General features: G+C 61.7%; 25 protein-coding genes. 11 read left to right on the top strand and 14 right to left on the bottom strand.

Annotated features, from left to right (window positions below; all coding sequences use genetic code 11):
• Both IHV84_RS15640 and IHV84_RS15635 read right to left on the bottom strand, forming a co-directional pair.
• Positions 1 to 1,305, bottom strand: a 1,305-nt coding sequence (locus IHV84_RS15640; protein ID WP_198847549.1) for a RecQ family ATP-dependent DNA helicase, incomplete at its 3' end; no start/stop codon positions are given.
• A 1-nt stretch (position 1,306) separates the two neighbouring features.
• Complete coding sequence (locus tag IHV84_RS15635; protein ID WP_198847548.1) at positions 1,307 to 2,212, bottom strand: YafY family protein; 906 nt, start codon at positions 2,210 to 2,212, stop codon at positions 1,307 to 1,309.
• 151 nt (positions 2,213 to 2,363) lie between these two features.
• On the opposite strand from IHV84_RS15635, the gene IHV84_RS15630 reads away from it, so the two are divergent.
• Genes IHV84_RS15630 through IHV84_RS15615 form a run of 4 tightly spaced genes read left to right on the top strand, consistent with a single transcriptional unit; the run spans position 2,364 to position 9,045 of the window.
• A complete protein-coding gene (locus IHV84_RS15630) occupies positions 2,364 to 3,830 on the top strand; it encodes a DUF3375 domain-containing protein (RefSeq protein WP_233100056.1) in 1,467 nt (488 codons plus the stop codon).
• Positions 3,817 to 4,524, top strand: coding sequence for a DUF4194 domain-containing protein (locus tag IHV84_RS15625; protein WP_198847547.1), 708 nt, complete (start codon positions 3,817 to 3,819; stop codon positions 4,522 to 4,524). Before IHV84_RS15630 ends, IHV84_RS15625 begins: the two co-directional genes overlap by 14 nt.
• Positions 4,521 to 7,895 carry an ATP-binding protein gene (locus IHV84_RS15620; RefSeq protein WP_198847546.1) on the top strand — a complete coding sequence of 1,125 codons (3,375 nt, stop codon included), beginning with the start codon at positions 4,521 to 4,523 and terminating at the stop codon, positions 7,893 to 7,895. The genes IHV84_RS15625 and IHV84_RS15620 overlap by 4 nt, the downstream gene beginning before the upstream one ends.
• Positions 7,882 to 9,045, top strand: a complete 1,164-nt coding sequence (locus IHV84_RS15615; protein WP_198847545.1) for a Wadjet anti-phage system protein JetD domain-containing protein — start codon at positions 7,882 to 7,884, stop codon at positions 9,043 to 9,045. The genes IHV84_RS15620 and IHV84_RS15615 overlap by 14 nt, the downstream gene beginning before the upstream one ends.
• Before the next feature lie 43 nt (positions 9,046 to 9,088).
• Here the strand turns inward: IHV84_RS15615 and IHV84_RS15610 are convergent, their stop codons facing one another.
• The 6 genes from IHV84_RS15610 to IHV84_RS15585 all read right to left on the bottom strand — a co-directional run bounded on the left by IHV84_RS15610 (position 9,089) and on the right by IHV84_RS15585 (position 12,458).
• Positions 9,089 to 9,598 (bottom strand): PIN domain-containing protein, encoded by a 510-nt coding sequence (locus tag IHV84_RS15610; protein WP_198847544.1) that lies wholly within the window; start codon positions 9,596 to 9,598, stop codon positions 9,089 to 9,091.
• Positions 9,579 to 10,658, bottom strand: a complete 1,080-nt coding sequence (locus tag IHV84_RS15605) for a helix-turn-helix domain-containing protein (RefSeq protein WP_198847543.1) — start codon at positions 10,656 to 10,658, stop codon at positions 9,579 to 9,581. The genes IHV84_RS15610 and IHV84_RS15605 overlap by 20 nt, the downstream gene beginning before the upstream one ends.
• 89 nt (positions 10,659 to 10,747) lie before the next feature.
• Positions 10,748 to 11,359 (bottom strand): AbiEi antitoxin N-terminal domain-containing protein, encoded by a 612-nt coding sequence (locus IHV84_RS15600; RefSeq protein WP_198847542.1) that lies wholly within the window; start codon positions 11,357 to 11,359, stop codon positions 10,748 to 10,750.
• A gap of 91 nt (positions 11,360 to 11,450) precedes the next feature.
• Positions 11,451 to 11,999, bottom strand: a complete 549-nt coding sequence (locus IHV84_RS15595; RefSeq protein WP_198847541.1) for a hypothetical protein — start codon at positions 11,997 to 11,999, stop codon at positions 11,451 to 11,453.
• A complete protein-coding gene (locus IHV84_RS15590) occupies positions 11,983 to 12,204 on the bottom strand; it encodes a hypothetical protein (protein ID WP_198847540.1) in 222 nt (73 codons plus the stop codon). Before IHV84_RS15590 ends, IHV84_RS15595 begins: the two co-directional genes overlap by 17 nt.
• 95 nt (positions 12,205 to 12,299) lie before the next feature.
• A complete protein-coding gene (locus IHV84_RS15585; RefSeq protein WP_198847539.1) occupies positions 12,300 to 12,458 on the bottom strand; it encodes a helix-turn-helix domain-containing protein in 159 nt (52 codons plus the stop codon).
• A 431-nt stretch (positions 12,459 to 12,889) separates the two neighbouring features.
• Between IHV84_RS15585 and IHV84_RS15580 the strand changes: the two genes are divergently transcribed.
• Positions 12,890 to 14,143 carry an Hsp70 family protein gene (locus IHV84_RS15580; RefSeq protein WP_198847538.1) on the top strand — a complete coding sequence of 418 codons (1,254 nt, stop codon included), beginning with the start codon at positions 12,890 to 12,892 and terminating at the stop codon, positions 14,141 to 14,143.
• 133 nt (positions 14,144 to 14,276) lie between these two features.
• On the opposite strand, the gene rsmI is transcribed toward IHV84_RS15580, so the two are convergent.
• Complete coding sequence (gene rsmI, locus IHV84_RS15575) at positions 14,277 to 15,218, bottom strand: 16S rRNA (cytidine(1402)-2'-O)-methyltransferase (RefSeq protein ID WP_198847537.1); 942 nt, start codon at positions 15,216 to 15,218, stop codon at positions 14,277 to 14,279.
• Here rsmI and IHV84_RS15570 point away from each other — a divergent pair.
• The 3 genes from IHV84_RS15570 (at position 15,218) to IHV84_RS15560 (ending at position 17,077) form a co-directional block, all read left to right on the top strand.
• Entirely contained in the window at positions 15,218 to 15,619 is a 402-nt protein-coding gene (locus IHV84_RS15570; protein ID WP_198847536.1) for a YraN family protein, read from the top strand. The genes rsmI and IHV84_RS15570 overlap by 1 nt on opposite strands.
• 202 nt (positions 15,620 to 15,821) lie before the next feature.
• A complete protein-coding gene (locus IHV84_RS15565) occupies positions 15,822 to 16,421 on the top strand; it encodes an SIS domain-containing protein (RefSeq protein ID WP_198847535.1) in 600 nt (199 codons plus the stop codon).
• Positions 16,421 to 17,077, top strand: a complete 657-nt coding sequence (locus IHV84_RS15560) for a BON domain-containing protein (RefSeq protein ID WP_198847534.1) — start codon at positions 16,421 to 16,423, stop codon at positions 17,075 to 17,077. Before IHV84_RS15565 ends, IHV84_RS15560 begins: the two co-directional genes overlap by 1 nt.
• A 146-nt stretch (positions 17,078 to 17,223) precedes the next feature.
• On the opposite strand, the gene IHV84_RS15555 is transcribed toward IHV84_RS15560, so the two are convergent.
• From IHV84_RS15555 to IHV84_RS15540, 4 genes are all read right to left on the bottom strand, one after another.
• Entirely contained in the window at positions 17,224 to 18,138 is a 915-nt protein-coding gene (locus IHV84_RS15555) for an NAD(P)-dependent oxidoreductase (protein WP_198847533.1), read from the bottom strand.
• A 98-nt stretch (positions 18,139 to 18,236) separates the two neighbouring features.
• Entirely contained in the window at positions 18,237 to 19,373 is a 1,137-nt protein-coding gene (locus tag IHV84_RS15550) for a PilT/PilU family type 4a pilus ATPase (RefSeq protein ID WP_044397335.1), read from the bottom strand.
• Between the two features lie 66 nt (positions 19,374 to 19,439).
• Positions 19,440 to 20,075: a Crp/Fnr family transcriptional regulator gene (locus IHV84_RS15545; RefSeq protein WP_198847532.1), complete on the bottom strand. Its 636-nt coding sequence runs from the start codon at positions 20,073 to 20,075 to the stop codon at positions 19,440 to 19,442.
• Between the two features lie 66 nt (positions 20,076 to 20,141).
• A complete protein-coding gene (locus tag IHV84_RS15540; RefSeq protein ID WP_044397331.1) occupies positions 20,142 to 21,185 on the bottom strand; it encodes a type IV pilus twitching motility protein PilT in 1,044 nt (347 codons plus the stop codon).
• A gap of 38 nt (positions 21,186 to 21,223) precedes the next feature.
• Between IHV84_RS15540 and IHV84_RS15535 the strand changes: the two genes are divergently transcribed.
• Positions 21,224 to 21,952 carry a YggS family pyridoxal phosphate-dependent enzyme gene (locus tag IHV84_RS15535; RefSeq protein WP_198847531.1) on the top strand — a complete coding sequence of 243 codons (729 nt, stop codon included), beginning with the start codon at positions 21,224 to 21,226 and terminating at the stop codon, positions 21,950 to 21,952.
• Between the two features lie 16 nt (positions 21,953 to 21,968).
• On the opposite strand, the gene ltaE is transcribed toward IHV84_RS15535, so the two are convergent.
• Complete coding sequence (ltaE, locus tag IHV84_RS15530) at positions 21,969 to 23,039, bottom strand: low-specificity L-threonine aldolase (protein WP_142085651.1); 1,071 nt, start codon at positions 23,037 to 23,039, stop codon at positions 21,969 to 21,971.
• Between the two features lie 143 nt (positions 23,040 to 23,182).
• On the opposite strand from ltaE, the gene IHV84_RS15525 reads away from it, so the two are divergent.
• A complete protein-coding gene (locus IHV84_RS15525) occupies positions 23,183 to 24,319 on the top strand; it encodes an aminotransferase class V-fold PLP-dependent enzyme (RefSeq protein ID WP_198847530.1) in 1,137 nt (378 codons plus the stop codon).
• Between the two features lie 36 nt (positions 24,320 to 24,355).
• Complete coding sequence (locus tag IHV84_RS15520; protein ID WP_198847529.1) at positions 24,356 to 25,681, top strand: DUF445 domain-containing protein; 1,326 nt, start codon at positions 24,356 to 24,358, stop codon at positions 25,679 to 25,681.
• Positions 25,682 to 25,741 lie beyond the last annotated feature (60 nt).

The following is a 25,741-nucleotide window of genomic DNA, read 5'->3' as shown; positions in this document are numbered from 1 at the left end:
AGACACACCCGCATCTGTTTCACAAGCGACCATATGATCGTCCGGGATGCGACACGTACCTTGCTTGGCGATCGGCGCTGGAGATTCGAGAGACAGTGCCGTGATAGTCTTCTCGATGCGACCTTTGCTCATGTTCACGCAGGTCATGAGGTCAGGTATTGAAAGTCCTTCCGGTGCCTCATTAAGAGCCCCCAGGACATCGTCTACCTCTTGGCGAGTTGGGAACGCGCTACGGATAAACCAGTCGGTAATTCCTTCTTCTTCATCTCCGCTCAAGAGCACGCCATATGCAGATTCCAGCGCTCTTCCTGCGCGCCCTACTTGCTGGTAATAGGCGACAACTGAGCCTGGCATCTGAAAATGGATAACGAATGCCAGATCCGGCTTGTCGTAGCCCATACCCAATGCGGTGGTCGCTACAAGTGCCTTAACCTTGTTCTCCTGCAGAGCCTGCTCTAGCTCCTCACGCCGATCACCTGTCTTACCTGTATAGGCCTCTACAGCAAAGCCCCGGGCCTTGAGCCAATCTGCCAGTTGATTGGCATCTCGGATAGTGAGTGTGTAAATGATGCCGTGCCCTGGAAGTGAACTGAGTTGCTGCGCGATCCAGGCCAGACGGACAGCCTGACTGGGCAAACGCATCGTTTGCAGCGTCAGAGAATCTCGATTCAGGTCGCCACGCAGCACCTTCATGTTGGGGCCGAGCACAGCCACAAGGTCTTCCATAACCCGATCGTTTGCTGTTGCCGTTGTGGCCAGCAGCCGCAGATTGGCTGGAAGCGTTCTGGCGATACGTTCCAGCAGTCGGTAGTGAGGACGGAAGTCGTGACCCCAATCGGAAATGCAATGGGCCTCATCGATAACCATCAGCGAAATCTGCCCTGCGATACCAGCTAGAACCTCTGTGTTAAACCAGTCGTTACCCAGCTTTTCTGGCGCTATCAGCAGAATGTCCACTTCGTTTCGACGCAGCTTGGCTTCAACCGATTTCCATTCATCCTGGTTATCGGAGTTGATGGTGGCGGCGCGAACCCCCATCCGTTCTGCCGCTGCGATCTGGTTTCGCATCAGCGCCAGCAGCGGCGAGATCAATAACGCCGGGCCGGCTCCAGCTTCCCGCAGCAACTTGGTCGCGATGAAGTAGACAAAGCTCTTACCCCACCCGGTCTTCTGCACGACCAGCAAGCGGCCTTTGCCTTCTACGATGTGACGAATGGCATCTTCTTGGCCGTCGCGGAAAGTGGCATCGGCGCGTCCGGAGCCGATCCGGAGCAGTTCCAGCGCGCGTTTTGGGTCGTAGGCCACCTTATCGCTCTCCCTTGTTTTGGTCGGGCGAGCGGTAGCCCGGCGCCAACACAGCGTTCTTGACGCCGTACAGCGCCAGGTGATCTTTCAGCCAGAGCCTGAATTCGTAACCGCGAAGACTGTGGTCCGGAGAGCAGTCCACACTCCACTGCCGCAAGATGTATCCAGCCGTGGCGGCACGCAGCTTCATCCGCAATGACCCACGAACCATGCCGTAGTCCATCTCCGTAATTTCAGGACGGGGCTGGTCCGGGTGCGGCACCATCTCCAGCTCCACGATTCGGGTCCATTGGATGTCCTGATCACTGCGCTCATGGGTCTGCACATCTGCATCCCTCATAAGGACCGGGCGCTTGATCCGGGTGATGACGAAATCCCGGAACTCCTGGGACTTCCGGTCGAAGGCGCGGACGTGCCAACGGAGGCCGTTGTCGATCAGCGCGAACGGGACGATCTCCCGCTCGGTGCGGCCACTGGAGATGGAGTGGTACTCGATGCCGAGCGGACACTCCTGATGGATCGCCCGGGTCACGCTCGCCAGCACATCCAGATCCGGATGCGTGAGCCGTGACGGGCTCTCGCTGGCCACCCACGCCTTGAGCCGCATCGGCTCACCGTCGCCAAAGCCCTGGGTCAGCCACGACAGCACTCGCTCCGGTGGAAAGTCGAAGACGGGCCGGAAGTCCGGCCCCAGGACGTAGGACTTGCCCTTGGGGTCGTAGTCGATGTTGCCCGGGGCCAACTCTTTGTACAGCGCCAGATCCCTGGATGCGGCGGCGGATTGGATGCCAAACCGCGAGACCAAGTCCTGACGGCGTATCTCCCCGATGAAGCGCACGCGCAACTCCACGAACGCGAGCCGGTCGCGTTGTGGCTGGGTCAGTTCTGCAAGTTGGTCTTTGGGCATTCCTGAGTGCTCTATCGGGTTAACGAATACTTGTGCGGGTTATTGCGGGAAGTATATAAGCTGCTCTAGAATGTGGCAACGCAATGTTTATGATTCTTGTATGCGTTGCATTGTGATTACCACATGACGGGCGGTGCCCGCACTTTGGAGCATGGGAGTGAAAGCAGACAAAGCCATCGCGACCTACCGGCGCATGCGGGCGCAGCCGCTGTGGCGTCTGCTTGCCTCGACTACCGGGCCTACCGTCATTGGCCTGCTTCAATCTCATCTGTATGAGGGCGAGCGAAGCCTCCCTGCCTCCATTTTTCACGAACGCATCGCAAGGGATCTGGAAGAGCTGCGCGCCCAAGGCGAAGACTTTCCCCAAACGGCACAGGCGTATGTCGCCAGCTGGCTCGCCGATGGGTACTTGGAGCGACGCTTCCCGGCTGGCGCTTCAGAAGAGGAATATGAACTCTCCACGGCGGCCGTCGAAGCCATTCGATTCGTCTCTGGCCTGGCGCAACCGCACTCAGCAGCGACTGAAAGCCGCCTGACGCTCGTCATCGAAGCCTTGGCACGACTTGCCGAGGACACCGACACTGACAAATTCCGCCGCATCGACCGGCTCATGGCCGAGCAAGCCCGCATCGACAAGGAGATTGACGCCATCCAGAAGGGGCAGATGCGCGTGCTGCCCCATACAACGGCGCTCGAGCGCACGCGGGAGATCATCACGCTGGCCGACGATCTGGCCGGTGATTTCCGCCGTGTCCGCGATCAGTTCGACCAGCTCAATCGCGATCTCCGTGAACGCATCATGGACAACGATGGCAATCGAGGGGATGTGCTGGATTCGCTGTTCGCCGGAATCGATTTGATTTCAGAGAGCGACGCCGGAAGGACTTTCTCTGCTTTCTGGCGCTTGCTTACGGACCCAGAACAGGCGGCCACGCTTGATCAGGCACTTGATAGCGTTATGTCGCGGGAGTTCGTGGAGCAGCTCGAGGCCAAGGAGCGACGATTCCTTCTGCGGCTAACGCGCACCCTTCTTGAGCAGGGCGGCATGGTTCACGAGGTGCTCCAGACCTTCGCGCGAAGCCTGAAGCACTTCGTCCAGAGTCGTGAATACCTCGAACAACGCCGACTCAATCACCTGCTGAAAGACGCTCAGCGCGCAGCACTGAGCCTGAAGGATGAAGTCAGGGCCACTGAGACCCTCCAGTACACGCTGGAACTCACGAGCAGTCGGTTGCGCTCCTTGTCTCAATGGGTGCTGCACGACCCATCCCTGCAAGCATTGCCTGGGCAGATGGCAGAAGGGGATGCGCCGCCAATCGACCTTGAGTCTGTGAGCGAACTGGTCGCACAGTCCGAGATCGACTTCCGAACACTGAAGGCCAACGTGCTGGCTGTCCTGGAGCAACGCTCCCAGGCATCGATTGCCGACGTGCTGGAGCAGTTCCCCGCTGCACAGGGGCTGGGCAGCGTCGTCGGCCTGCTGGCGTTGGGCAGTCGGCATGGGTTCAAAGCCGACCACAGTGAAACCGTAGGCTGGGTTGGAGGCGACGAGCAGCGTCGTAGCGCCCGAATTCCAAAGATCTTCTTTTTGAGGGAGCGGGCCCATGAACTGGTCTGAGAACGACGAAGCGGCAATCCCAGCCGAGGCACAAGCACCCGATGCTGCTCAGGCACCTGCCAACACCCTGTTCCTGGGCGACAGCGGCGAGTTGGCACTGGATACCCGGCGCGCCTTGGTGCAGCTGCTGGCAGGGCCGTCGCTCGATGGACGTCGACATCCAAAGCTCTGGCCGATCTTGGTAAGAGACGAAGCGGTGATACGTCGGCGTCTTGCCGAACTGTTTCTCGAACTGGTCATCGATCGGGATGTGCAAGTGGCCTTCACGCGTCAGGCAGATACCGGCGACCTTGAAGTGCCCCTCCTGCTGCGTCGCGCCCAACTGACGTTCATTGACTCCATTCTGTTGCTCCACCTTCGCCAGCGATTGACCCAGGCGGACTCGCAGGGGGATCGTGCCGTGGTGTCGACAGATGAGATCACGGAGTTTCTATCCCTCTATGAGCGCGCCGCCAACACCGACCGTGCAGGGTTCGTGAAACGAGTTCATGCCTCCATCGAGAAGATCAAGAAGCACAGCATCCTGCAGAAAATTCGCTCGAGTGAGGATCGCTTCGAGATTTCGCCGACGCTGAAGCTCCTCTTCTCGGCAGAGGAAATACAAGCGCTGACGCACCTGTATCAGCGAATGGCTGCCGGAGAAACGCCAGCGCAGCTGGTTCAGACTGAAGCTGATGAGGAGGCTGACCAATGATCTCGGAACCCCAAACCGCCTCCTTGTTTGCCCGCGAGCAGTTCCGGATGATCCGCCTGCAGGTTTACAACTGGGGTACTTTCTCCGGCCTGCACGACGTACCAATCAGCGAGCGAGGCTTTCTGTTTGTGGGTCGATCCGGCGCAGGGAAGTCGACGCTGCTCGATGCATTTTCGGCGTTGCTGACGCCACCTCGCTGGATCGATTTCAACGCTGCTGCGCGCGAGGCGGATCGCAGTGGCCGTGACCGGAACCTCGTTACCTACATACGTGGTGCGTGGGCTGAACAGAAGGATGGGGAGTCAGGCGAGATCGCGACCCGCTACCTGCGCGCGGGGACGACCTGGTCAGCCTTGGCGCTGACCTACCAGAATGCCCTGGGTCAGTCTGTGGTGCTGGTTCAGGTGTTCTGGCTGCGGGGCAATGCGAATGGCAGCGCCGACGTCAAACGCCACTACCTTGTCATGGAACGGGCCTTTGATCTGCGCGAGCTCGAGGACTTCGGCCAATCCAACTTCGACATCCGTAAGCTCAAGCAGTCCTTCCCGGAGGCATTCGCCCGCGACGAATTTCGTCCCTATTGCGAACGGTTCTGCCGTCTGCTCGGCATCGAGAGCGAAATGGCGCTGCGTTTGCTGCACAAAACCCAGTCGGCTAAAAACCTAGGCGACCTCAATACCTTCCTGCGCGACTTCATGCTCGACAAGCCCGAAACCTTCGAGGTAGCGGATCGCTTGGTCAGCGAATTTGGCGAACTCAATGCTGCCCACCAGGCAGTCGTCACGGCCCGCGAGCAAGTTCAAACGCTCGCGCCAGCGCGGGAGCAATATCAGCGCAGGGATTCGTTGATACTGCAGCGCAATGGCTTGGATGAGCTTCGGCTTGGCGTTGATGGCTACCGGGAAACCCGACGCATTGAGCTCCTCAAGGAGCACGTGGCATCCCTAGAGGTGCAAGCCAACGGCTCAGAGGGTGAAGTGAGGCGGCGTCAAAGTACCCTGGATAACCACGCCGCAATCTTGCGCGATTTGGAGCGACAGCACCGTGAGGCAGGCGGTGATCAGATCGAGCAATGGGAAGCCGAGAAACTGGGGCTGGAGGGCCAGCGCACAGATCGCCTGCGCAAACGCAGTCAGGCCGAAGATGCGTGCAAGAAGCTGGGATGGAGTCTCCCGGATTCGCCTCAAGCTTTCGCTGAACTGTTGGGCAACGCACGACAGGAGGTCGAAAACTGGGAGCAGCGCAGCAACGATAGCCGCGCCGAGCAGTTCCGCCTGGACAGAGAAAAGAAGGATGCCGAGACCGCGTTTTCGCAAGCACTGAAAGAGGTGCAGGCACTTCAGCGCCAGCCATCGAACATCCCAGCGGACATGCTGGAAATGCGTCGAGACATCGCTGCCGCCATCGGGATCTCGGAGTCGGCACTTCCCTTTGTTGGCGAACTCGTCGAGGTGAAGCCTGACGAGGCCGAATGGCAGGGGGCCATTGAGCGCGTACTGCACGGATTTGCGCTCTCACTCCTGGTAGACGAGCGCCAGTATTCGGCATTGGCCAACCACATCAACAACACCCATCTTGGCCAGCGCTTGGTGTATTACCGGACTGGCCGTCCGGAGACGTGGCAGGCCAAGCCTATCGGTGCTAACTCTCTCGTCCTCAAGCTGAACGTCAAGGATGGGACGTATGCCGATTGGCTCCAGGCCGAACTACGGCAACGCTTCGATTATGCGTGCGTCGACTCTATTCAGTCCTTCAGGAGCGCAGACCGCGCCATCACCCGTGAAGGCCAGGTCAAGCACAGCAAAACCCGACACGAAAAAGACGACCGTAGAAGTGTCGGGGACCGACGAAACTGGGTGCTCGGATTTGATAACCGGGAGAAGCTCGGGCTCTTTCAAGCTCAGGCGCAGGAGCTGGCTGACACCATTTCTCGCCTCGGCGGGGAGATCGACAAACTCTCCGAGCAAGACAAAAATCGTGCGACCCGAGCGATGCAGTGCCAGACTCTGGTGAATCTCCAGTGGCAAGAAATAGATGTGCTCCCATTACTGGATCGCATCTCCACCATTGAACGGCAGATCCGCGAAGCGCGGGAGGGCAATACCACCCTGCTGCAAATCAGCGAGCAGATCGGTGAACAAAAGAAGCTCGTTGAGGATGCTGATAAGGAGCTTCGCCAGGCAACACGCGCGCACGACTCGATTCTTGACCAGATCAAGACCAGCACCCAGAAACTGGAATCTCTCCTGCAGGACGCGTCTATCGTTCCATTGACGCCCCATCAGGTGTCGGGTCTCGACGAGCGCTTCGCCAAGCAGTCAGATGCAGTCCGGCTCGAAAACCTCGACAAGGTGACAACCTCTGTAGAACGCGCACTCAATGCGGAGATCGAAGAGGTCAACCGTGGGATTGGCGCATGCGAGAAGGAAGTAGAAGCGCGCTTTGCCGACTTCAAACGGCAATGGCCGATGGACGCGGGCGACATGGACACGAGCCTTGCCAGCGCTCCAGACTTCTTCGCCAAACTGGTTCGACTGGAGACGGATGGACTGCCCGCCTATGAGCAGCGATTCTTTGAATTGCTACAGAACCAAAGTCACCAGAATCTGGCTGCGCTTTCCACCTACCTGAACGATGCGCGTAAGGCGATCCTGGAACGGATGGATCTGGTCAACGACAGTCTTGGCCAGGTGCCCTTCAACCAGAGCGCCAATCAACGCACCTATCTCCACATCGACGCCAGTGACCGGCAGCTTGTCGACGTCAAGGAGTTCAAGCAAGAGATCCAGCGGGCGCTGAGCCATGCATGGACGGAGGATCGAGAGTTTGCCGAGGCGCGGTTCCTGGCCTTGCGACGACTTGTTGATCGACTCGCCAGTCAGGACCCCGAGCAAAAGCGCTGGCGTGAGACTGTGCTCGATGTTCGACAGCATGTCGAGTTCATCGGGCGGGAGATCGATGAAAGCGGCGTCGAGGTCGAGATCTACCGCAGCGGAGCAGGCAAGTCCGGCGGCCAACGGCAGAAGCTGGCCACCACGTGCTTGGCCGCAGCCCTGCGATACCAACTGGGCGGGAACGACCACGGCGTGCCGATGTATGCGCCCGTCGTTCTGGATGAGGCCTTCGACAAGGCGGATAACGAGTTCACCGCTTTGGCGATGAACATCTTTACCAATTTCGGATTCCAGATGGTGGTCGCTACGCCGCTGAAGTCCGTCATGACCCTCGAACCATTCATCGGTGGCGCTTGCTTCGTGGATATCAGCGATCGGCGCGTGTCAGGCGTCCTGCTGATCGAGTACGACGGTGATCGTCAGCGGTTGAAGCTGCCAGAGCACGCACGAGAGGAGTCTGGCGTTGAAGCTTCCTGAAGATGTTCGGCAGTTTCTTGCCCGTCGCTTTCAAAGCAAGCACCGCGAGTGGTTGATCGGTGATCCGGGTGATGGCCAATGGCCATTGGAAGTTACGCTCGGTGTGCCGACGGAGCAGGCTGCACTGAGACAAGTCGACGGCGTTCGTGCTTGGGTGAGCGCATGGCAAGGTTGGCAAGGAGTCGGCTCCTTGTCCTGGTGTGAGCGCCGGTGGAAAGCGCTTGGCGTTCAGCGACTACCGGAGAAGCTAGCGTTGGGTGGCCCAGAGGATGTGGCCATGTGGATTGGTGAGTCCGCACGATGGGAGCGTGCTCAATCTCGCTACCGAACGCTCACCGCTCGCTGGCCGGTACTGGCGCAGCAGTTGCCGAGGTATTTTGATGTTCTGGCGGACTATGGCGATGCCGATTTTCATCGGCTTGCAGAGATGCTGGATTGGATAGCGAACCATCCACAATCCGACCTCTACCCCCGCCAGCTGCCGGTGTCCGGGCTGGATAGCAAATGGCTCGATGGGCGCAAAGGGCTGCTGACGGATCTGGTGGCCGCAATTCAAGAGGACTCTTCCAGCGAACTGGATTTCTACCAGCGCTGCGGACTGAAAGCACCTCCACTCCTTGTGCGAATGCGGGTACTGGATCAGGCGTTGCGAGCCAGGGTCGGTGGCGTGGGTGACATCACTGCACCAGTGGAAAACCTGGCGGGTCTCAATTTGCCGGTCTCACATGTGTTTATTGTCGAGAACCTTCAAACGGGACTGGCAATGTCCGACATGCCGGGCGCTGTCGTGTTCATGCGTCTTGGCTATAACGTCGACGTGTTGGCCCGTTTCTCTTGGCTTGCCCGCGCAAAGTGCATCTATTGGGGTGATTTGGACACCCATGGATTTGCCATCCTGCATCGAGCCCGTTCATACGTTCCAGCGTTGCAGTCGGTGCTCATGGACGAAGACACCTTGCTGCAACACAAGACGCTGTGGGTGGATGAATCGGCGCAGCATCCTGCAACGGAACTGACGCTTCTGACGGAGCAAGAGCAGCAACTCTATCGGGATCTCAAGCAGCAGCGCTGGGGGCAAAACGTTCGCTTGGAGCAGGAGCGGATCGACTGGGCTACCGCATGGAGCGTGTTGCAGCGGGCATTGGCCTAAAGCCACTGGCCCGCAGTGGTTGCCTGCCGATGGCAGAACCTGATCAACGCAGCGCGTTCAGTACTTTTTCGGCTTCCGGCCAGGGCAACCGACGCTTGCCCGACTTCATTCGGTCAAGTGCCTTGAAGGCGTCGTCGACTGTAAGCAGTTGGTTCTCGATCATGGCGCACAGCAGCCCGATGGTGCCCATGACGTTGACCTGCTCCTTGTTGGCAACAATCCGCAAATTGGTGTCGCCGGTCAGCAAGGTACAGGTCTCCTGCTTCGCAAGCGCCAGTGCCAAGTAGTCGTTGTGACTGGGCTTGGGACCGTTTTTCGCGGGAAGCAGATGGTTGTGCTGGCCTGGCAACTGCTGGGCATACGCCACGAAGTCGCCGCTGACCTCCATGACCTGCAAGCCCAGGTCTTCAAGGCCCGGACTGCCCGGTTCAATTTCTTCGTAGTACAGCAGATCAGGGATGCCGAACTGCATCGGAAGCTGGAAGAGCGTCTCCATCAACGCTCCCGCTTCCATATCGATCAAGATGTTCGCATCACTGATGAGCAACCGCATCCGATGACTCCAGCTGGCGTTCTTTGTGGAAGCGCATCATCGGGATGCCCAGCAGTTCCGCCGCCTTGCCTTCGGAAATGTATTGCTCGGCCAAGGCGCGGTACACCAACTGATCAAACAGTCGGGGATGCTCTTTCGGCAGTGGTTCGCCAGGCTCGGTCTTACGCCAGCCCTTGGCCGAAAACCGCTTGAACATGGAGAGATGAGCTGCCTCGGTGATCACGCCACACTGTTTGGCGCGCTGCAGCCATCCGGTCATCGACAGACCGAACTCGTGCTTGAGCACATACAGCTCTTGCCATTCCAGCGCATGGCGTTGTGCCCCAAGCAACTGCAACACCGCGACACGCGGAGCCAGGAAGGCACCGGCGAACCGGTCGCAGGCTTTCTCTTCGTTGATCCCGTCAGCCAGTCGTCCTTCGAGCAGCAAGTGCCCCAGCTCATGCGCCAGCGTGAACCGCTGCCGATCACCGGGCCAGCGCTTGGAAACAGCCACGACCGGATACTCCCGGCCATCTTCGGTCCGTGCCTTGGCCGTCAAGCCAGAGAAGCCTGGGTTTTCTTCGTCGACCACGATGACCAGCAAGCCAAGGCCTTCGAGGGTGTCGGTGAGGTCAGCAATCGGATTCAGGCCCAACAGCCAAGCGTTGCGGACCGAATCCGAGAACGCATCGATCTCATCCAGCGAGGTGATGTGCTCAGGCAGATTCGCGGGCGGTGCAAACGCCGGGAACGGCAGTTCGGGAAATGCGCCGAGCAACTCCACGCGCTTCTCCACCAACTCGACGACCTTGATCTTCAGCGCATCCTGCGCCGTCTTGCCAAAGGTCGAGAGCTTGCGGAACTCGGGCTGCAGCAGTTCAACCGTATGCGTGCGAAAGAAGTATTCGGTCCGGATGCCGCAGGCGCGGGCCAGCTTGAGTAGCTGAGTCGACGACGGCGTCAGCAGACCCTTCTCGTACTTCTGGATGGCGGTGTGAGAAACACCCACCTGTTCGCCCAACGCACCCAGGGTCAGACCTGCCGCCAATCGTGCTTGACGAATGCGATCTGCAATCATGACGCCTCCTCGGGTTGGGTTTAAAACAACCGTCATCCTACCAAATTTTTAAACCAAAGAGAAGCCAGCCCGTCTCGGCGGCCGTGGCGTCAGTCGTGGGCGACTGCTTCCATGTAGGGGCGCATCACGGTGGCGACGCGACAATCCTGAGCGTAGCGCCACAGGTCGTCTGCGGACGCCTTGCGCGTCCTCCATGCGTCTTTCAAGGCCTCCAGCGCCACATCCAGACCGATCTTGTTGCGATGCTTGAAGCAATCGACCACGGTCTTGGCCGGGCTGTAGATCCGCGCCTTCACCCCGTTGCACAAGTGCTCCTCGACGCCTGCCAGATGAGCGCTACCGGCCATCTGAACCATCCGGATCGGCGGATAGTCGATCCGGGGTGAGTGGCTGCCGCGTGGCATGGCGATCCAGACTTGACGCGGTAGTTGGGTGGTCAGCCCGTGAAACTGGAGTGCTGTGAGCAGGCAGAACACGGCTTGTGGCACCCTGGTGGCGACAAGGGCAAGACTCTCAAATTCCGTCACCTGTGCGCCTGGCAGACGGTAAAGACCACGCCCGATCCGTTCCAGCAGTCCAGCTGCAGTCATGCGCGTCAGGATGACCCGGGGCGAGCCGATGGCGTCCAAATCGCTGGCACGCAGCAGCCCTCTCTGGCTGGCCAGATCAAGGATGCGCTGGGTGTGGGTCTCGGAGAGCATTGATGGAGTGTGTTCCATTTATTCTCCAATTTTAATTAATCAACGAAATATCGGAACGTAGGGCAACACACTTCGCCACGGCTCGCCCCAACTACGAGGCATCAGCATTCCCGTTCGCCGGGTACCGGCATGGGCGCAGGTGATGCATCTCCCAGAGGAAGAGCTCCTCGATGCTGAAGCGGATGACGTCACCGTTTGCGATCCGGTAGAACGGGATGCCGAGCCGCAGGCGTTCCTGATTCTGGTGAATCCAGTAACCGGGCAATCCAGTGATGTCGACCACCTCTTTGGCGGAGTAGAAAACCCGATCACGGCGTTCAGGCCGCTTCTGCATCATCTGCTCGATGGCGTCTTCACGTGCCGTGGGAGAGGATTCGGACAAAGGGCGTCCGGTAGGGGATTTCCAAGTGACCCGAGCCTTGCGCTCGAAGGCCTCGACCTCCATCAGAAGGTAACGGACAGATCTGTTGAGGTGCCAGGCGGGCGGGCCGATTCCTTCCGAGCGCCACTTTTGCAGCGTTTTGGGTGAGAGATTCCATCGCGAGGACAAGTGGGTTTCATCGAGGACCGGATACGTGATGACTGGCTCATCCGGGCTGGGCGCAACGCCATGCTTGTTGGCATCAACCTTGGGCTTCATCGCGCGCCTCCGTCAGCGCGGCCTCGGCCGCTTCAAGACTGCCGTACTGCGCGATGAGTGCGAAGGCCTCGCTCAAGTAGTACCGCTTTGGTTCGGGCGCTGCGGGCGCGGGAGATTCGACAACGGACTGCGCTTCGTTCAAGGATGGCAGCGGCACTTCGTGGGACATGCCCTGGCGGATCGCCTGCTCATATTGATCCGGCACGGTTTATTGCAGAGTCCCGATGCCGTTCAACTTGAGCCCGTCGAGGGGCTTCGACACCTCAGCCCGAGCAAGGTTTACGAATAAAGCCTGCCGGATCAATAGGTGACGATCTCATCGACTGGATAGCGGATGGCCTTTGAGAGCTTGATGTACGGCGGGCCGCGTTCTTCGCTGCGCCAGCGTTGCAGGGTCTTGATGCTGACGTTCCACCGACGTGCGAGCTCCGTTTCGGTGAAGGCGGGTACAGTTTGCATGGCATTTCCTTTCGTCGTTCGTGCCGGGCATTACGGCGACAAACGAGAGGAAAGCCAAGTTGCAGCCCCCAGATTCCCTGGCAGTTGCGGCAACTGCGAGGGCCAATCGGCCTCTCTGAACTTACAATCATGGGCATGTGCGGTTGCGCGAAATCCTTCCCCGGAATCGCGCGAGGGTCTCAAGGCTTCCGACCGGGGCTGAGAGACTGCTGATATGTGGGTTTGGTTTTCTGTTAAAATCCACCACCAAACTAAAAAAGCCCTTGATCTCTGGTCAGGGGCTTTTTGCATTGCGCCTTCGGCTGGGCACTCGCTCCAAGCCACCCTGTCAAAGCGCTCGCAATCGTGGCGCTTGCCGCGCACGTTTCCGTTTTCAAACTGCTTCAGGCCGGCGCAATTGGCGCGCTGGTCTGCATTCCCCCCGCTTCAAGATGGCTCTCCTGCAAGACGTCACCCTCGGCATCGACTTCGGTACCTCCAACTCGGCCATGTCCGTGCGCCAGGGGCAAGGCGCAGCGCGCATGATTTCGCTCGAAGGCGATGCACGCACTTTGCCCACCGCCCTGTTCTTCAACGCGGAACAGCACCGCACGCACTTTGGGCGGGATGCGATTGCGCAGTACCTGGAGGGCACTGAAGGCCGCCTGATGCGTTCGCTCAAAAGCCTGCTGGGCAGCGCGTTGCTGCAGGACAAGACGGCGGTGCACCAGCAGTTGATCAGCTACCAGGACGTCATCAGCCTGTTCCTGCGCATGCTGGCCCAGAAGGCGCAGGCCGATCTGGGCGGTATGCCGGGGCGTGTGGTGATGGGCCGCCCGGTGCATTTTGTGGATGATGACCCCGTGCGCGATCAGCAGGCCGAAGATGCGCTGCGCCAGGCCGCTGTGGATGCAGGCTTTGAAAACATCTCCTTCCAGCCCGAGCCGATTGCGGCGGCGCTGGACTACGAACAGCGCATTGACCACGAGGCAGTGGTGCTGGTGGTGGACATTGGCGGGGGCACCTCGGACTTCACCGTGGTGCGCCTGGGCCCAGGCCGCATGGGACGCGCTGACCGCCTGGACGATGTGCTGGCCACCACCGGCGTGCATGTGGGTGGTACGGACTTTGACCGCCGCCTGAGCCTGGAGCTGTTGATGCCGTTGCTGGGTTTTCGGCATCTGGGGCCGAGCGGGCGGGAGGTACCCAGCCGGGTGTTTTTTGACTTGTCCACCTGGCATCTGATCCAGTGGCTTTACTCACCCAAGGCGCTGCGCGACGCCCAGGCTTTGCGCACTGACTACGCCGACCAGCGATTGCATGCGCGCCTGATGACGGTGCTGAACGAGCGCTTGGGCCACAAGCTGGCCAATGCCATGGAGCAGGCCAAAATCTCCGCATCGGTGAGCCATGCAGATGCGCCCATCCCGCTGGACTGGATCGAGCCCGCGCTGGCGTCATGCGTTACGCCTGAGGGGCTGGAGCAGCACCTGGACAGCCCGCTGGCGCAGGTCGTGGCATGTGCACAGCAGTGCCTGCAGCGGGCGGGTCTTCAGGCGGCAGACCTGCACGCGATTTATCTCACCGGGGGCTCCTCGGCCTTGCGGCCTTTACGCGATGCGTTGCGCAAGGCGTTTCCCGACACCGCCCAGGTGGAGGGAGACTTGTTCGGGGGTGTGGCGATGGGGTTGGCTGTGGCCCCGTGATTTGCTATCAAAAAAGAAGCTGCTTGCGCTTGCGGGATAAGCGCTAGAGCCGCTTTTTGCTTAAAGCCTCATCGGCCATTGAGTTGACCGGCGCGCGCCTGCCGATGGGGCTCGGCCCATGCGCCTGTCTCGCTCAAGCGTTGTCGTCGCCTTCGCCATCGCCTTCGCGCTTCCATTCCAGCGCGGTGTCGTACAGGGCGTTGCGCGATGCACCGGTCACTTCGGCCGCCAGCCGCACGGCGGTTTTCAGGGGCAGCTCTTTGAGCAGCAGGCGCAGCACGCGCAGGCTTTCGCCGTTGCCATCGCTGGCCACCGCCACCGGGTGCAGCAGCACCACGAATTCGCCCCGCGCGCGTTGCGCCCCCCCTTCCAGCCAGGCCGTCAAAGCGTGGGCGGGCTGGGTGGTGATTTCTTCAAACTGCTTGGTCAGTTCACGGGCCAGGGTCACCGGGCGTTCGCCCAGCGGGGCCAGCGCCTGCGCCAGTTCCTGGATGCGGTGCGGGGCCTCCAGCAGCACCACGCAGCGCGGCTCGCCCGCAAGCACCTGCACCGCAGCGGCGCGCTCGGCCTGCTTGACGGGCAGGAACCCTGCAAACACAAATCCCCCCTGTTCAGCGCTGTGGGCCACGGCCCCTGCGGCGCTGAGGGCCGTGGTGATGCTGCTGGCTCCTGGCAGCGGCACCGAGCGCAGCCCTGCCTCGCGCACCGCCTGGGCCAGCCGGGCACCGGGGTCGCTCACGCCGGGCGTGCCTGCGTCGCTCACGTACGCCACGCGTTGCCCTTGCTGCAGCCGCTGCACCACCTGCAGGGCCGCCTCGGCTTCGTTGTGCTGGTGCACCGCCAGCAGCTGGTGTGCGCTTTTGTCAATGCCGTAGGCCCGCAGCAGCGCCTGGGTGTGGCGCGTGTCCTCGCAGGCCACCGTGTCTGCCAATTGCAGCACATGCAGGGCACGCAGGGTGATGTCAGCCAGGTTGCCGATGGGCGTGGCGACGACGTACAGGGCGCCCTGCGGATAATGCTGGGCGGCGGCTGCATCGCGTGCGGCGGCCAGTGCTGTTGCGAAAGATGCGCTCAATGAAATTCCTCGGAAAAAGGCCCGCCCCCACGGGCGCTGTGGCAAACGCCACCACCCGCCAACGCGGCAATGCTGCCGAAGACCAGGCGCTGGCGTATCTGCAGGCACAAGGCTTGCAGTTGCTGGAGCGCAATTATCGGACGCCGGGGCGCGGAGGGGGCGAGATTGATCTCATCCTGCGCGAGCGTGACGGTACGGTGGTGTTTGTGGAAGTGCGCAGCCGCAGCAGCAGTGCCTTTGGCGGTGCGGGCTCCAGCATCGGTGCAATCAAGCAGCAGCGGGTGGTGTTTGCCGCACGCCACTACCTGCTGCGCTACGCATCGCCGCCGCCATGCCGCTTCGATGCGGTCCTGATCGAGGGACAGGTGCAGTGGATCAGGGCGGCGTTTGATGCGCAGTAATCCCGCGTGGCAGATGCAGCGGCGTGCACCGTGCATCTCGGTGCTGTTGCAAGGTCTGGGGCGGCGGTAGCGCTGGCAGCCCATGCCCGGGGTGCGTTGCCGGCGGCGCGGGTACTGGTGCAGGCTGCAGGCTCTGGGGCTTGCTGCGAGGCAACCCTTTGCTACAAAAGCGATAACAAGCGGCGGGTATCATCGGGCCCTCATGCTTGAGCAACGCATCCAACAACACTTCATCGACAGCGCCGATCTGAAATACCAAGCGGCGCAAGTCTTGAGCCAACCCATCGCCGCCGCCGTCCATGCCATCCTGGCCTGTGTGACCAGCGGTGGCAAAGTGCTGGCCTGTGGCAACGGCCCCTCTGCCGCCGAAGCGCAGCAGTTTGCTGCGTTTTGTGTGGCGGGGTTTGAGCGCGACCGGCCCGAACTTGCGGCGATGGCGCTGACGGCAGACAGCACGCTGTTGACGGCTTCGGCCAGCGGGCCGGACATGTCTTCCCAGCAGTTTGCCCGGCAGGTGCGGGCCTTGGGCCAGGCGGGCGATGTGCTGCTGGCGCTGTCGGTGTCGGGCAACGACGCCAACTTGCTGGCCGCCACAGAGGCAGCCCATGAGCGCGACATGACCGTGATCGTCTTGTCGGGCCGCACCGGAGGCCGTTTGGCAGCCGTGTTGCGCGAGACAGATGTGTTGATCAACGTACCCCATGACCGCGCTGCGCGCGTGCGCGAGGTGCATGCCCTGGTGCTGCATTGCATCAGCGATGGCGTGGACGCCCAATTACTTGGTGACCAGGAGATTTCTTGATGAAGCAGACCTTGAACCGCACCCTTTGTTCTTTGCTGGCCGCCGCTGCGCTGGCTGCAGGCCTGTCGGCTTGCGCACCCCTGGTGGTGGGCGGCGCCGTGGTGGGCACCATGATGGCGGTGGACCGCCGTACCACCGGCACGCAGGTGGAAGACGAGGGCATCGAGCTGCGCTCGGCCAATCGCCTGAGTGAGCTGCTGGGCGACCGTGGTCACGTCAACGTGACCAGCTTCAACCGCCAGGTGCTGCTGACGGGCGAAGTGCCCAGCGCTCAAGACCGTCAACGGGTCGAGCAAGTGGTGTTGGGGGTTGAGAACGTCCGCTCGGTGGTGAACGACCTGGCGGTGATGCCGCCCAGCAGCCTGGGGCAGCGTTCCAACGATACTTTCATCACCGGCAAGGTGCGCGCCAGCCTGGTGGATGCCAAAGACCTGTCCGCCAGCGCCTTCAAGGTGGTGACTGAGCGCAACGTCGTCTATCTGATGGGGCGTGTGACACAGCGTGAAGCGCAGCGCGCGACCGAAATCGCCCGAGGCGTGAGTGGTGTGAGCAAGGTGGTGCGCGTTTTTGAAATGCTGACCGAAGACGAACTGCGCAACATCACTCCGGCCCCAGTGGTGCAAGACGCGCCTCCAGCGTCGACTCCCCGCAACTGATCGCTGGAGAGATGTGTTCGCCGGCCCCTGAGGGCGGCAGGGCGGCGAGCGTAATTTCATCTTTGGGGGAGGCACACATCCTCCGGGGTGGTGTGCCTGCAGGCTCCGCGCTTGCGGAAGTTCAGCGCGGGCCTTGGGGCTGATCTTTACTTGAGCCGCTTGATCAGGCTGGACGTGTCCCAGCGGTTGCCGCCCATTTTCTGAACGTCCGCGTAAAACTGGTCCACCAGCGCAGTCACAGGCAGGCGCGAGCCGTTGCGCTTGGCTTCATCCAGCACCAGCCCCAGGTCCTTGCGCATCCAGTCCACGGCAAAGCCGAAATCGAACTTGTCGTCCACCATGGTCTTGCCACGGTTGTCCATCTGCCAGCTCTGGGCGGCACCTTTGCCAATCACATCCAGCACCTGCTTCATGTCGAGCCCTGCGTTCTGCCCGAACGCAATGGCTTCGGAAAGCCCTTGCACCAGGCCTGCAATGCAGATCTGGTTGACCATTTTGGCCAGTTGACCGGCGCCGCTGGAGCCCAGCAAGGTGAAGGCGCGCGAAAACGCCATGCCGACAGGTTGCACTGCGGCAAATGCGTCGGCATCACCTCCGCACATCACCGTCAGCATGCCGTTTTGTGCACCGGCCTGGCCGCCCGAGACGGGGGCATCCACAAACTGCAAGCCCTGAGCCTTCGCGGCGGCATACAGCTCGCGCGCCACCTCGGCCGAGGCAGTGGTGTGGTCCACAAAGATGGCACCGGGCTTCATGCCTGCAAATGCGCCGTCAGTGCCCAGCGTGACCGAGCGCAGGTCGTCGTCGTTGCCGACGCAGCAAAAAACGATATCGGCGCCGGTGGCTGCTTCTCGCGGCGTAGCCGCACTGCGCGGCGCCGGGGTGGCGGCAAATTCCTTGCACCATGCCACGGCCTTGGCGGCAGTCCGGTTGTACACGGTCACTTCATGGCCGGCCAGGGCCAGGTGCCCGGCCATGGGGTAACCCATCACCCCGAGGCCTAGGAAAGCGACTTTGCGGTTGGCGATGGAATCGTAAGAGCGTGGGTTGGTGCTGGGCATGGTATGGCTCGGGAGGTCAAAGAAAAAACGCCTGCCTTGCGAACGGATTCCAAGGGCAGGCGCCGGGGTGGGGGCGTGGCGCGCCGCAGCGCAGGGGCTCAGACGATGGCGAAATGCTCGGTGCCCGAGGCCAGATCGGGTGACCTGGCGCGCTGGCTGTTGAGCTTGATCTGCAGGCGCAGGTCGTTCAGCGAATCGGCATTGCGCAGTGCGTCTTCGTAACTGATCACATTGGCTTCGTACAAGTCAAAGAGCGACTGGTCAAACGTCTGCATGCCCAGGTTGCGGCTCTTCTTCATGATTTCTTTGATTTCCGAGACTTCACCCTTGAAGATGAGGTCGGAAATCAGGGGCGTGTTGATCATGATCTCCACGGCCGCCGCACGGCCTTTGCCGTCCTGCTTTGCCACCAGGCGTTGCGACACCATGGCGCGCAGGTTCAGTGACAGGTCCATCAGCAGCTGAGCGCGGCGCTCTTCAGGGAAGAAGTTGATGATCCGGTCCAGTGCCTGGTTGGCACTGTTGGCGTGCAGTGTGGCCATGCACAAGTGTCCGGTTTCAGCAAACGCCACGGCGTGTTCCATGGTTTCGCGGTCGCGGATTTCGCCCATCAGGATTACGTCCGGGGCTTGGCGCAGGGTGTTCTTCAGGGCCGCTTCCCAGCTGTCGGTATCAAGCCCCACTTCGCGCTGCGTAACCACGCAGTTCTTGTGCGGGTGCACAAATTCGACAGGGTCTTCCACGGTGATGATGTGGCCGAACGAGTTTTCGTTGCGCCAGTCCACCATGGCCGCCAGGGTGGTTGATTTGCCCGAGCCTGTGGCACCCACCATGATGCACAAGCCGCGCTTGGTCATGGTGATCTCCTTGAGCACCTGGGGCACGCCCAGGCCGTCAATGGTGGGCAGCGTCAATGGAATCGTACGCAGCACCATGCCCACTCGGCCTTGCTGCACGAACGCATTGACCCGAAAGCGGCCGATGCCTGCGGGCGAAATGGCGAAATTGCATTCCTTGGTGCGCTCAAAGTCCGCCACCTGCTTGTCGCTCATGATGGCGCGCGCCAGTGTGAGCGTGTGGGTGGGGGTCAATGGCTGCGGCGATACCTTGGTCACCTTGCCATCGACCTTGATGGCAGGCGGGAACTCCGCCGTGATGAACAAGTCGCTGCCGTTGCGGCTCACCATCAACTTGAGCAGGTCATTGATGAATTTACTGGCCTGATCGCGTTCCATCCGAAATCCTCTCTGGCGTCATTGTCACCCGCTGGTGCGGATGTGATTTGTACTTCTTACGTGCCGTTATTTTTGGTAGTCGCTCAGGCGGGCACTGACCACACGCAAGCGCAGCGACAGTTTACGCGCCAGCAGGGCTACCAGGCTGGCCGCCAGTTGGGGGTCCTTTGACATCATTTCGTCCATGGCTTCAGCGCTGAGCACTGCAATTTCGCAGTCAGTCAACGTGGTGCAGGCCGAAAAGCGGATGCCGCTGTCCAGCAGGGACATCTCGCCCAGGATGTCGCCAGGGCGGGTTTCCGCCAGGCGCAGCTGCTCACCCCAGGGCTGAACGCGGTCCACCGCGATGGTGCCCGTCAGCAGCACCACCATGAAGTTGCCATATTCGTCTTGGCGAATCAGGTCGCGGTTCGATGGCACCGACGCAAACTCAAAGAAGCGCTCCATGCGCTCCACGGCGTCCTTGTCCAGGTGTGCCATGTACTTGTCTTTGGCCCACAAGCCTTGCAGCAGCTTGCCGCCCCGGCTGGCGGGTAGCCGCTTGGCGCCCACTTCTACTGCACGGGCTTCCCAGGGCACCAGCATGGAATCGTCCACGCCCTGGCCAGCGAACGCGGTGGAGAAGAGCATGGAGTCCGTGCTCTCGTCCTTGGGTTTGTTCACCAAGGTTTTAGAACGCAGAAGGCCAAGAATGCCTTTCATAAGTTGCTCCGGTCTGCGGCAGTTTGTGCCGCCAAGTGTGTTCGGGTGGGCTGGCGTGGGTGCCCATCAGCCTGGGAAGTTTTCTGGGATCTTGGCTTTGCTGCGCGCTTCAGCGGGGCTGATGATGTTGCGGCGCACCAGGTCTGTGAGGTTCTGGTCCAGCGTCTGCATGCCCACGCTGTTACTGGTCTGAATGGTCGAATACATCTGCGCCACCTTGGCCTCGCGGATCAGATTGCGGATGGCGCTGGTGCCCAGCATGATTTCGTGCGCAGCTACACGGCCAGAGCCGTCCTTGGTTTTGCACAGGGTTTGGGAGATCACGGCCTGCAGCGATTCCGACAGCATCGCGCGCACCATTTCCTTTTCTTCGGCGGGGAACACGTCAATGATCCGGTCGATGGTCTTGGCCGCGCTGGAGGTGTGCAGCGTGCCGAACACCAAGTGGCCGGTTTCGGCAGCCGTCATGGCCAGGCGAATGGTTTCCAGGTCGCGCATTTCGCCCACCAGAATCGCGTCCGGGTCTTCACGCAGCGCAGACTTCAGCGCTGCCGCAAACGACAGCGTCATCGGCCCCACTTCGCGCTGGTTGATCAGGCACTTTTTGGATTCGTGCACGAACTCGATCGGGTCTTCCACCGTGAGGATGTGGCCGTACTCGGTTTCGTTCAGGTAGTTGACCATGGCGGCCAGCGTGGTCGATTTGCCCGAACCCGTGGGGCCGGTCACCAAGACCAGGCCACGGGGCTTGAGGGCCAGATCGCCGAAGATCTTGGGCGCGTTGAGCTGCTCCAGCGTCAGGATCTTGGAGGGAATGGTCCGGAACACGGCAGCCGAGCCGCGGTTCTGGTTGAACGCGTTGACGCGGAAACGGGCCAGGCCTTCGATTTCAAACGAGAAGTCAACCTCGAGAAATTCCTCGTACTGCTTGCGCTGAGCGTCGTTCATGATGTCGTACACCATCGCGTGCACGGTCTTGTGGTCCAGTGCTTCCACGTTGATGCGCCGCACGTCGCCGTGGACTCGAATCATGGGTGGCAATCCCGCCGACAAGTGCAAGTCGGAGGCCTTGTTCTTGACGCTGAACGCCAGCAATTGGGTGATGTCCACGGGGCTCCCTCTATCGTTTGGTACGCTTGGCGGCCATTATGACCACGATTGCCAACAACCTCCAACAAGTGAACGACCGCATTTCCCAGGCGTGCCAGGCCGCTGGGCGGGCGCGCGAAGAGGTGTCTTTGCTGGCCGTTTCCAAGACATTTGGGGCCGCCGCAGTGGCCGAAGCCGCCGCTGCCGGCCAGCGGGCGTTTGGAGAGAACTACATTCAGGAAGGCGTGGACAAGATCCTGGCGCTGCGTGAGATCGTGCCGTATGCGTTGCAGTGGCACTGCATTGGCCCCATTCAGAGCAACAAGACGCGCCTGGTGGCCGAGCACTTCGACTGGGTGCACACGGTGGATCGTCTCAAAATCGCCCAGCGCTTGTCAGACCAGCGGCCCGCGCATCTGCCGCCGCTGAACGTTTGCATCCAGGTCAATGTGGATGGCGGCGACAACAAAGCCGGTGTGCCCCCCGAAGAAGCTTTGGAATTGGCCCTGGCCGTGGCAAAACTGTCACGGTTGCAGCTGCGCGGGGTGATGAGCATTCCCGAGCCTTATCCCGAATTCGCCGCGCAAAAGACAGTGCATGAGGCCGCCCATGCGCTGTTCGAGAGAATCCGGGTGGCTCTCGCGGCGCATGCAGATGTGCCCAGCGCTCCATGGGACACCCTGTCGATGGGCATGACCGCCGACCTGGATGCCGCCATCCAGGCGGGCAGCACCATGGTGCGTGTGGGCACGGGCGTCTTCGGTGCGCGCACCTACCCGGCTGCTTGAAAGAGACCCCGGCCGGTCAGCCCGGCAGCGTAAAGCGCGCCACGCAGTCGAGCGCAGCCTGTACGTCGGCAGCGTTCACATCCAGATGCGTGACCCAGCGCAGACGCGACTGGCCGCCATACAAACTGCTGGTCACACGGATCTGGTGCTGCGCCAGCCAGGCAGTGAATGCCGGTGCCACATCGGCCTGCACATCGGTGAACAGGATGTTGGTTTGCCAGGGGTGTACGGTGATGCGCCCGCGCAGAACCGGGTGGTTTTCACCCACGGCACGCAGGCCTGACGCCAGCGTGTGCAAATTGGCGTGGTCTTCTGCCAGACGCCTGACGTGGTGCTGCAGCGCGTAGTGGCCCGCCGCTGCCAGCACGCCAGCCTGGCGCATGCCACCGCCCAAAATCTTGCGCGTGCGGCGTGCCTGGCGAATAAAGGCCGCGCTGCCCAGCACCAGTGAGCCCACGGGCGCGCCCAGGCCCTTGCTCAGGCACACCGAGACCGAATCAAAGTGGCTGCACAGCTCGCGCGCTTCCTGGTACACATCGGTGCCGCGGCGTGCTGCATTGGCCGTGGCTGCATTGAACAGGCGCGCGCCATCCAGGTGCAGTGCCAGCCCGCGCTGGCGCGCCAGTTGGGCCACCTCGGCCACGTACTCGGGCGGTAGCACCTGGCCGCCGGTGGTGTTCTCCAGCACCACGAGGCGGGTGCGCGCAAAGTGCGGGTCGTCGGGCTTGATGGCGGCGGCGATGTCGGCCAGGCGCAGTGTGCCGTCGGGCTGGGTTTCGACCGGCTGCGGCTGGATCGAGCCCAGCACCGCCATGCCGCCCGCTTCCCAGCGGTAGGTGTGCCAGCTCTGCCCCACGATGGCCTCGTCACCCCGCTGGCAGTGGCCCCACAGGGCGATCAGGTTGGTCTGCGTGCCGGAGGGGGCGAAGAGCGCTGCTTCAAAGCCCAGCAGCTCGGCCGCGTGCTCCTGCAGGGCATTCACCGAGGGGTCGTCGGCAAACACATCGTCGCCCAGCGGGGCCTTGAACATGGCTTCCCGCATGGCTGGGGTGGGCTGGGTCACGGTGTCGCTGCGAAAGTCGGGCATGGCGGTCCTGCGGATAAAAAGGGCATCGTAACGCCCTGCGTACATCAGGGCTGGCGCAGGTCTTTTGCATTGACTGCGTGCTAAGCTGATCCGTCTAGCCCGCCCCGTGCCGGGGTGGCGTTCCTGTTGATGGAGAGGTTTACATGCCCGGACTGCTGCCCGATGTCGATCCCGATGGCCTGCTCGAATTCTCGGTGGTCTACACCGACCGCGCACTCAACCATATGTCCAAGCGCTTCACGGGCGTGATGCAGGACATTCTGGCCATGCTCAAAGAGGTCTACCACGCCCGCACCGCCGTGCTGGTGCCCGGCAGCGGCACCTTTGGCATGGAGGCCGTGGCGCGCCAGTTTGCCAACAAGCAAAAGGTACTCATCGTGCGCAATGGCTGGTTCAGCTTCCGCTGGAGCCAGATTTTTGATGCCGACACCGGCCTGGGCGGTGGCGCCGTGGTCTGCAAGGCGCGCCGCCAGGGCGAAGGCGCGCAGGCCCCCTGGGCACCTTGTCCGGCCGAGGAGGTGGCTGCCACCATCCGCGCTGAAAAGCCCAAGGTGGTGTTCGCCCCGCATGTGGAAACCTCCAGCGGCATCATCCTGAGCGACGACTACATCCGCACCGTGAGTGCTGCCGCACACGAAGTGGGCGCGCTGTTCGTGCTGGATTGCATTGCTTCGGGCGCGATGTGGGTGGACATGCAGGCCTCGGGGGTGGACGTTTTGATCTCCGCCCCGCAAAAGGGCTGGAGCAGTAGTCCCTGCTGCGCGATGGTGATGCTGAGCGAACGCGCCCGGCAAGCCATTGAAGGCACACAAAGCTCCAGCTTCGCGTGCGATCTGAAAAAGTGGATGCAGATTGCCGAGGGCTATGAAAAAGGCCAGCACGCGTACCACACCACCATGCCCACCGACGCACTGGTTCGCCTGCGCGACGTGATGGCGGAAACGCGGGCGTACGGCTTTGAAAAAGTGCGGCAGGAACAGATGGACCTGGGCGCCAAGGTGCGTGCCCTGCTGGAGTCGCGCGGCTTTCCCAGCGTGGCGGCAGACGGCTTCAAGGCACCCGGCGTGGTCGTGAGCTACACCAGCGACCCCGCCATCCAGAGCGGCAAGAAGTTCCTCGACGTGGGGCTCCAGACGGCTTCCGGCGTGCCCCTGCAGTGCGATGAGGGGCCAGACTTCAAGACCTTCCGCATCGGCTTGTTTGGCCTGGAGAAATGGCACAACGTGGACCGCACCGTGGGGCATCTGAGTGCCGCGCTCGACAAGGTCGCGGCCGCTTGATGCCTGGGATGCGCTGGATGGAGTTGCAGCCTCCGCATGCCAGATAGCGAGCGCGTTGAGTACCCCGCCGGGGTGGTGGAAACCCCGGCGCATGTAGCGCTGCGTCGTGCCAAGCGCCAGGCGCTGGCGCTGCTGCTGGTGGTCACGGCCGTTTTTGTGGCTACCAGCCTGGTGGAGCGCGGCCTGCTGCTCAACTGCATCAAGGCCATGGCTGAGGCGGCGATGGTGGGGGCACTGGCCGACTGGTTTGCCGTGGTGGCCCTGTTTCGCCGGCCGCTGGGGCTGCCCATACCGCACACGGCGGTGATTGCCCGCAACCAGGAGCGCATCGGGCGCAACCTGGGCACCTTTGTGCGCGACAAGTTCCTCGACGTGCCCTCGCTGGTGGCACTGATCCGCAGGCACGACCCGGCTGAGCGCCTCTCGCAGTGGTTGCTGGCCCCCGGCAACGCGGCCTTGCTGGGCCAGCAGGCGGTGCGCCTGGCATCCGCCGCGCTGGAGACGGTGCAGGATGCGCAGGTGGAGCGGTTTGTGCAGAAGGCGGTGCGCACCCTCATTGGGCAACTGGATCTGTCGCGCGCCCTGGCGGCGGTGCTGGGCACCCTCACGCACAACGGGCGCCACCAGGCGCTGCTGGAGGAAGTGCTGCACAAGCTCGTCGAGTGGCTGCAGAACCCCGAAACGCGGGAATGGGTGGCGCAGACCATCGTGGCCTGGCTCAAGAAAGACCACCCCCGCACCGAGAAGTTGCTGCCGACAGACTGGCTGGGCGACAAAGGCTCTGCCATGCTGGCCCGGGCGCTGGAGACCCTGATGTCCGAAGTGGCCGCCAACCCCCAGCACACGCTGCGGGCCCAGTTTGACGGCGCGCTGCAGCGCTTTGTCGAACGCCTGCGCCACGACCCCGAGTGGCTGCGCAAAGGCGAAGAAATCCGCACCTATCTGCAAACGGATCCGACCGTGGGTGAGTATGCGAAGACGCTGTGGGTGGACCTGCGGGCCGCATTGCAGCGCGATCTTGCCGACGCCGATTCCGTACTGGCGCGTCAGGTGGTCAAGCTGGGCGTGTGGTTGGGCGAATCGTTGGCGGCCGACCCGGCGCTGCGCCAGTCCTTCAACACGCGAATGGAAGGCTGGGTGCAAGGACTGGCGCCGGACGTGTCGCAGTTTGTGGCGCAGCACATCCAGGACACGGTGCAGCGCTGGGATGCCGAGCAGATGTCGGCCTTGATTGAGTTGAACATTGGCAAGGACCTGCAGTACATCCGCATCAACGGCACCGTGGTGGGCGGGCTGATTGGCTTGGTGCTGTTCGGGCTGTCTCATGCCCGCGAGATTGCGCGGGCCGTGGCCGGTGGCTGAGTGGCTGTAAAGCGGTTGCTATTAAAAATATAGCTGCCAGCGCTTGTTGAATAAGCGCTG

It is taken from the genome of Acidovorax sp. IB03, from assembly GCF_016406015.1.
In the GTDB taxonomy this organism is placed as follows: Bacteria; Pseudomonadota; Gammaproteobacteria; order Burkholderiales; family Burkholderiaceae_C; genus Acidovorax; species Acidovorax temperans.
The sequence above is the reverse complement of the archived record's forward strand: the minus strand, read 5'-3'. Positions and strand labels throughout refer to the sequence as shown.

Bases quoted from the DNA above. Each gene is read 5' to 3' on its own strand.
- IHV84_RS15635 (WP_198847548.1), bottom strand. From the start codon at position 2,212: ATGCCCAAAGACCAACTTGCAGAACTGACCCAGCCACAACGCGACCGG.
- IHV84_RS15630 (WP_233100056.1), top strand. From the start codon at position 2,364: ATGGGAGTGAAAGCAGACAAAGCCATCGCGACCTACCGGCGCATGCGG.
- IHV84_RS15625 (WP_198847547.1), top strand. From the start codon at position 3,817: ATGAACTGGTCTGAGAACGACGAAGCGGCAATCCCAGCCGAGGCACAA.
- IHV84_RS15620 (WP_198847546.1), top strand. From the start codon at position 4,521: ATGATCTCGGAACCCCAAACCGCCTCCTTGTTTGCCCGCGAGCAGTTC.
- IHV84_RS15610 (WP_198847544.1), bottom strand. From the start codon at position 9,598: ATGCGGTTGCTCATCAGTGATGCGAACATCTTGATCGATATGGAAGCG.
- IHV84_RS15605 (WP_198847543.1), bottom strand. From the start codon at position 10,658: ATGATTGCAGATCGCATTCGTCAAGCACGATTGGCGGCAGGTCTGACC.
- IHV84_RS15600 (WP_198847542.1), bottom strand. From the start codon at position 11,359: ATGCTCTCCGAGACCCACACCCAGCGCATCCTTGATCTGGCCAGCCAG.
- IHV84_RS15595 (WP_198847541.1), bottom strand. From the start codon at position 11,999: ATGAAGCCCAAGGTTGATGCCAACAAGCATGGCGTTGCGCCCAGCCCG.
- IHV84_RS15585 (WP_198847539.1), bottom strand. From the start codon at position 12,458: ATGCAAACTGTACCCGCCTTCACCGAAACGGAGCTCGCACGTCGGTGG.
- IHV84_RS15580 (WP_198847538.1), top strand. From the start codon at position 12,890: ATGGCTCTCCTGCAAGACGTCACCCTCGGCATCGACTTCGGTACCTCC.
- IHV84_RS15570 (WP_198847536.1), top strand. From the start codon at position 15,218: ATGAAATTCCTCGGAAAAAGGCCCGCCCCCACGGGCGCTGTGGCAAAC.
- IHV84_RS15565 (WP_198847535.1), top strand. From the start codon at position 15,822: ATGCTTGAGCAACGCATCCAACAACACTTCATCGACAGCGCCGATCTG.
- IHV84_RS15560 (WP_198847534.1), top strand. From the start codon at position 16,421: ATGAAGCAGACCTTGAACCGCACCCTTTGTTCTTTGCTGGCCGCCGCT.
- IHV84_RS15555 (WP_198847533.1), bottom strand. From the start codon at position 18,138: ATGCCCAGCACCAACCCACGCTCTTACGATTCCATCGCCAACCGCAAA.
- IHV84_RS15550 (WP_044397335.1), bottom strand. From the start codon at position 19,373: ATGGAACGCGATCAGGCCAGTAAATTCATCAATGACCTGCTCAAGTTG.
- IHV84_RS15545 (WP_198847532.1), bottom strand. From the start codon at position 20,075: ATGAAAGGCATTCTTGGCCTTCTGCGTTCTAAAACCTTGGTGAACAAA.
- IHV84_RS15535 (WP_198847531.1), top strand. From the start codon at position 21,224: ATGACCACGATTGCCAACAACCTCCAACAAGTGAACGACCGCATTTCC.
- ltaE (WP_142085651.1), bottom strand. From the start codon at position 23,039: ATGCCCGACTTTCGCAGCGACACCGTGACCCAGCCCACCCCAGCCATG.
- IHV84_RS15525 (WP_198847530.1), top strand. From the start codon at position 23,183: ATGCCCGGACTGCTGCCCGATGTCGATCCCGATGGCCTGCTCGAATTC.
- IHV84_RS15520 (WP_198847529.1), top strand. From the start codon at position 24,356: ATGCCAGATAGCGAGCGCGTTGAGTACCCCGCCGGGGTGGTGGAAACC.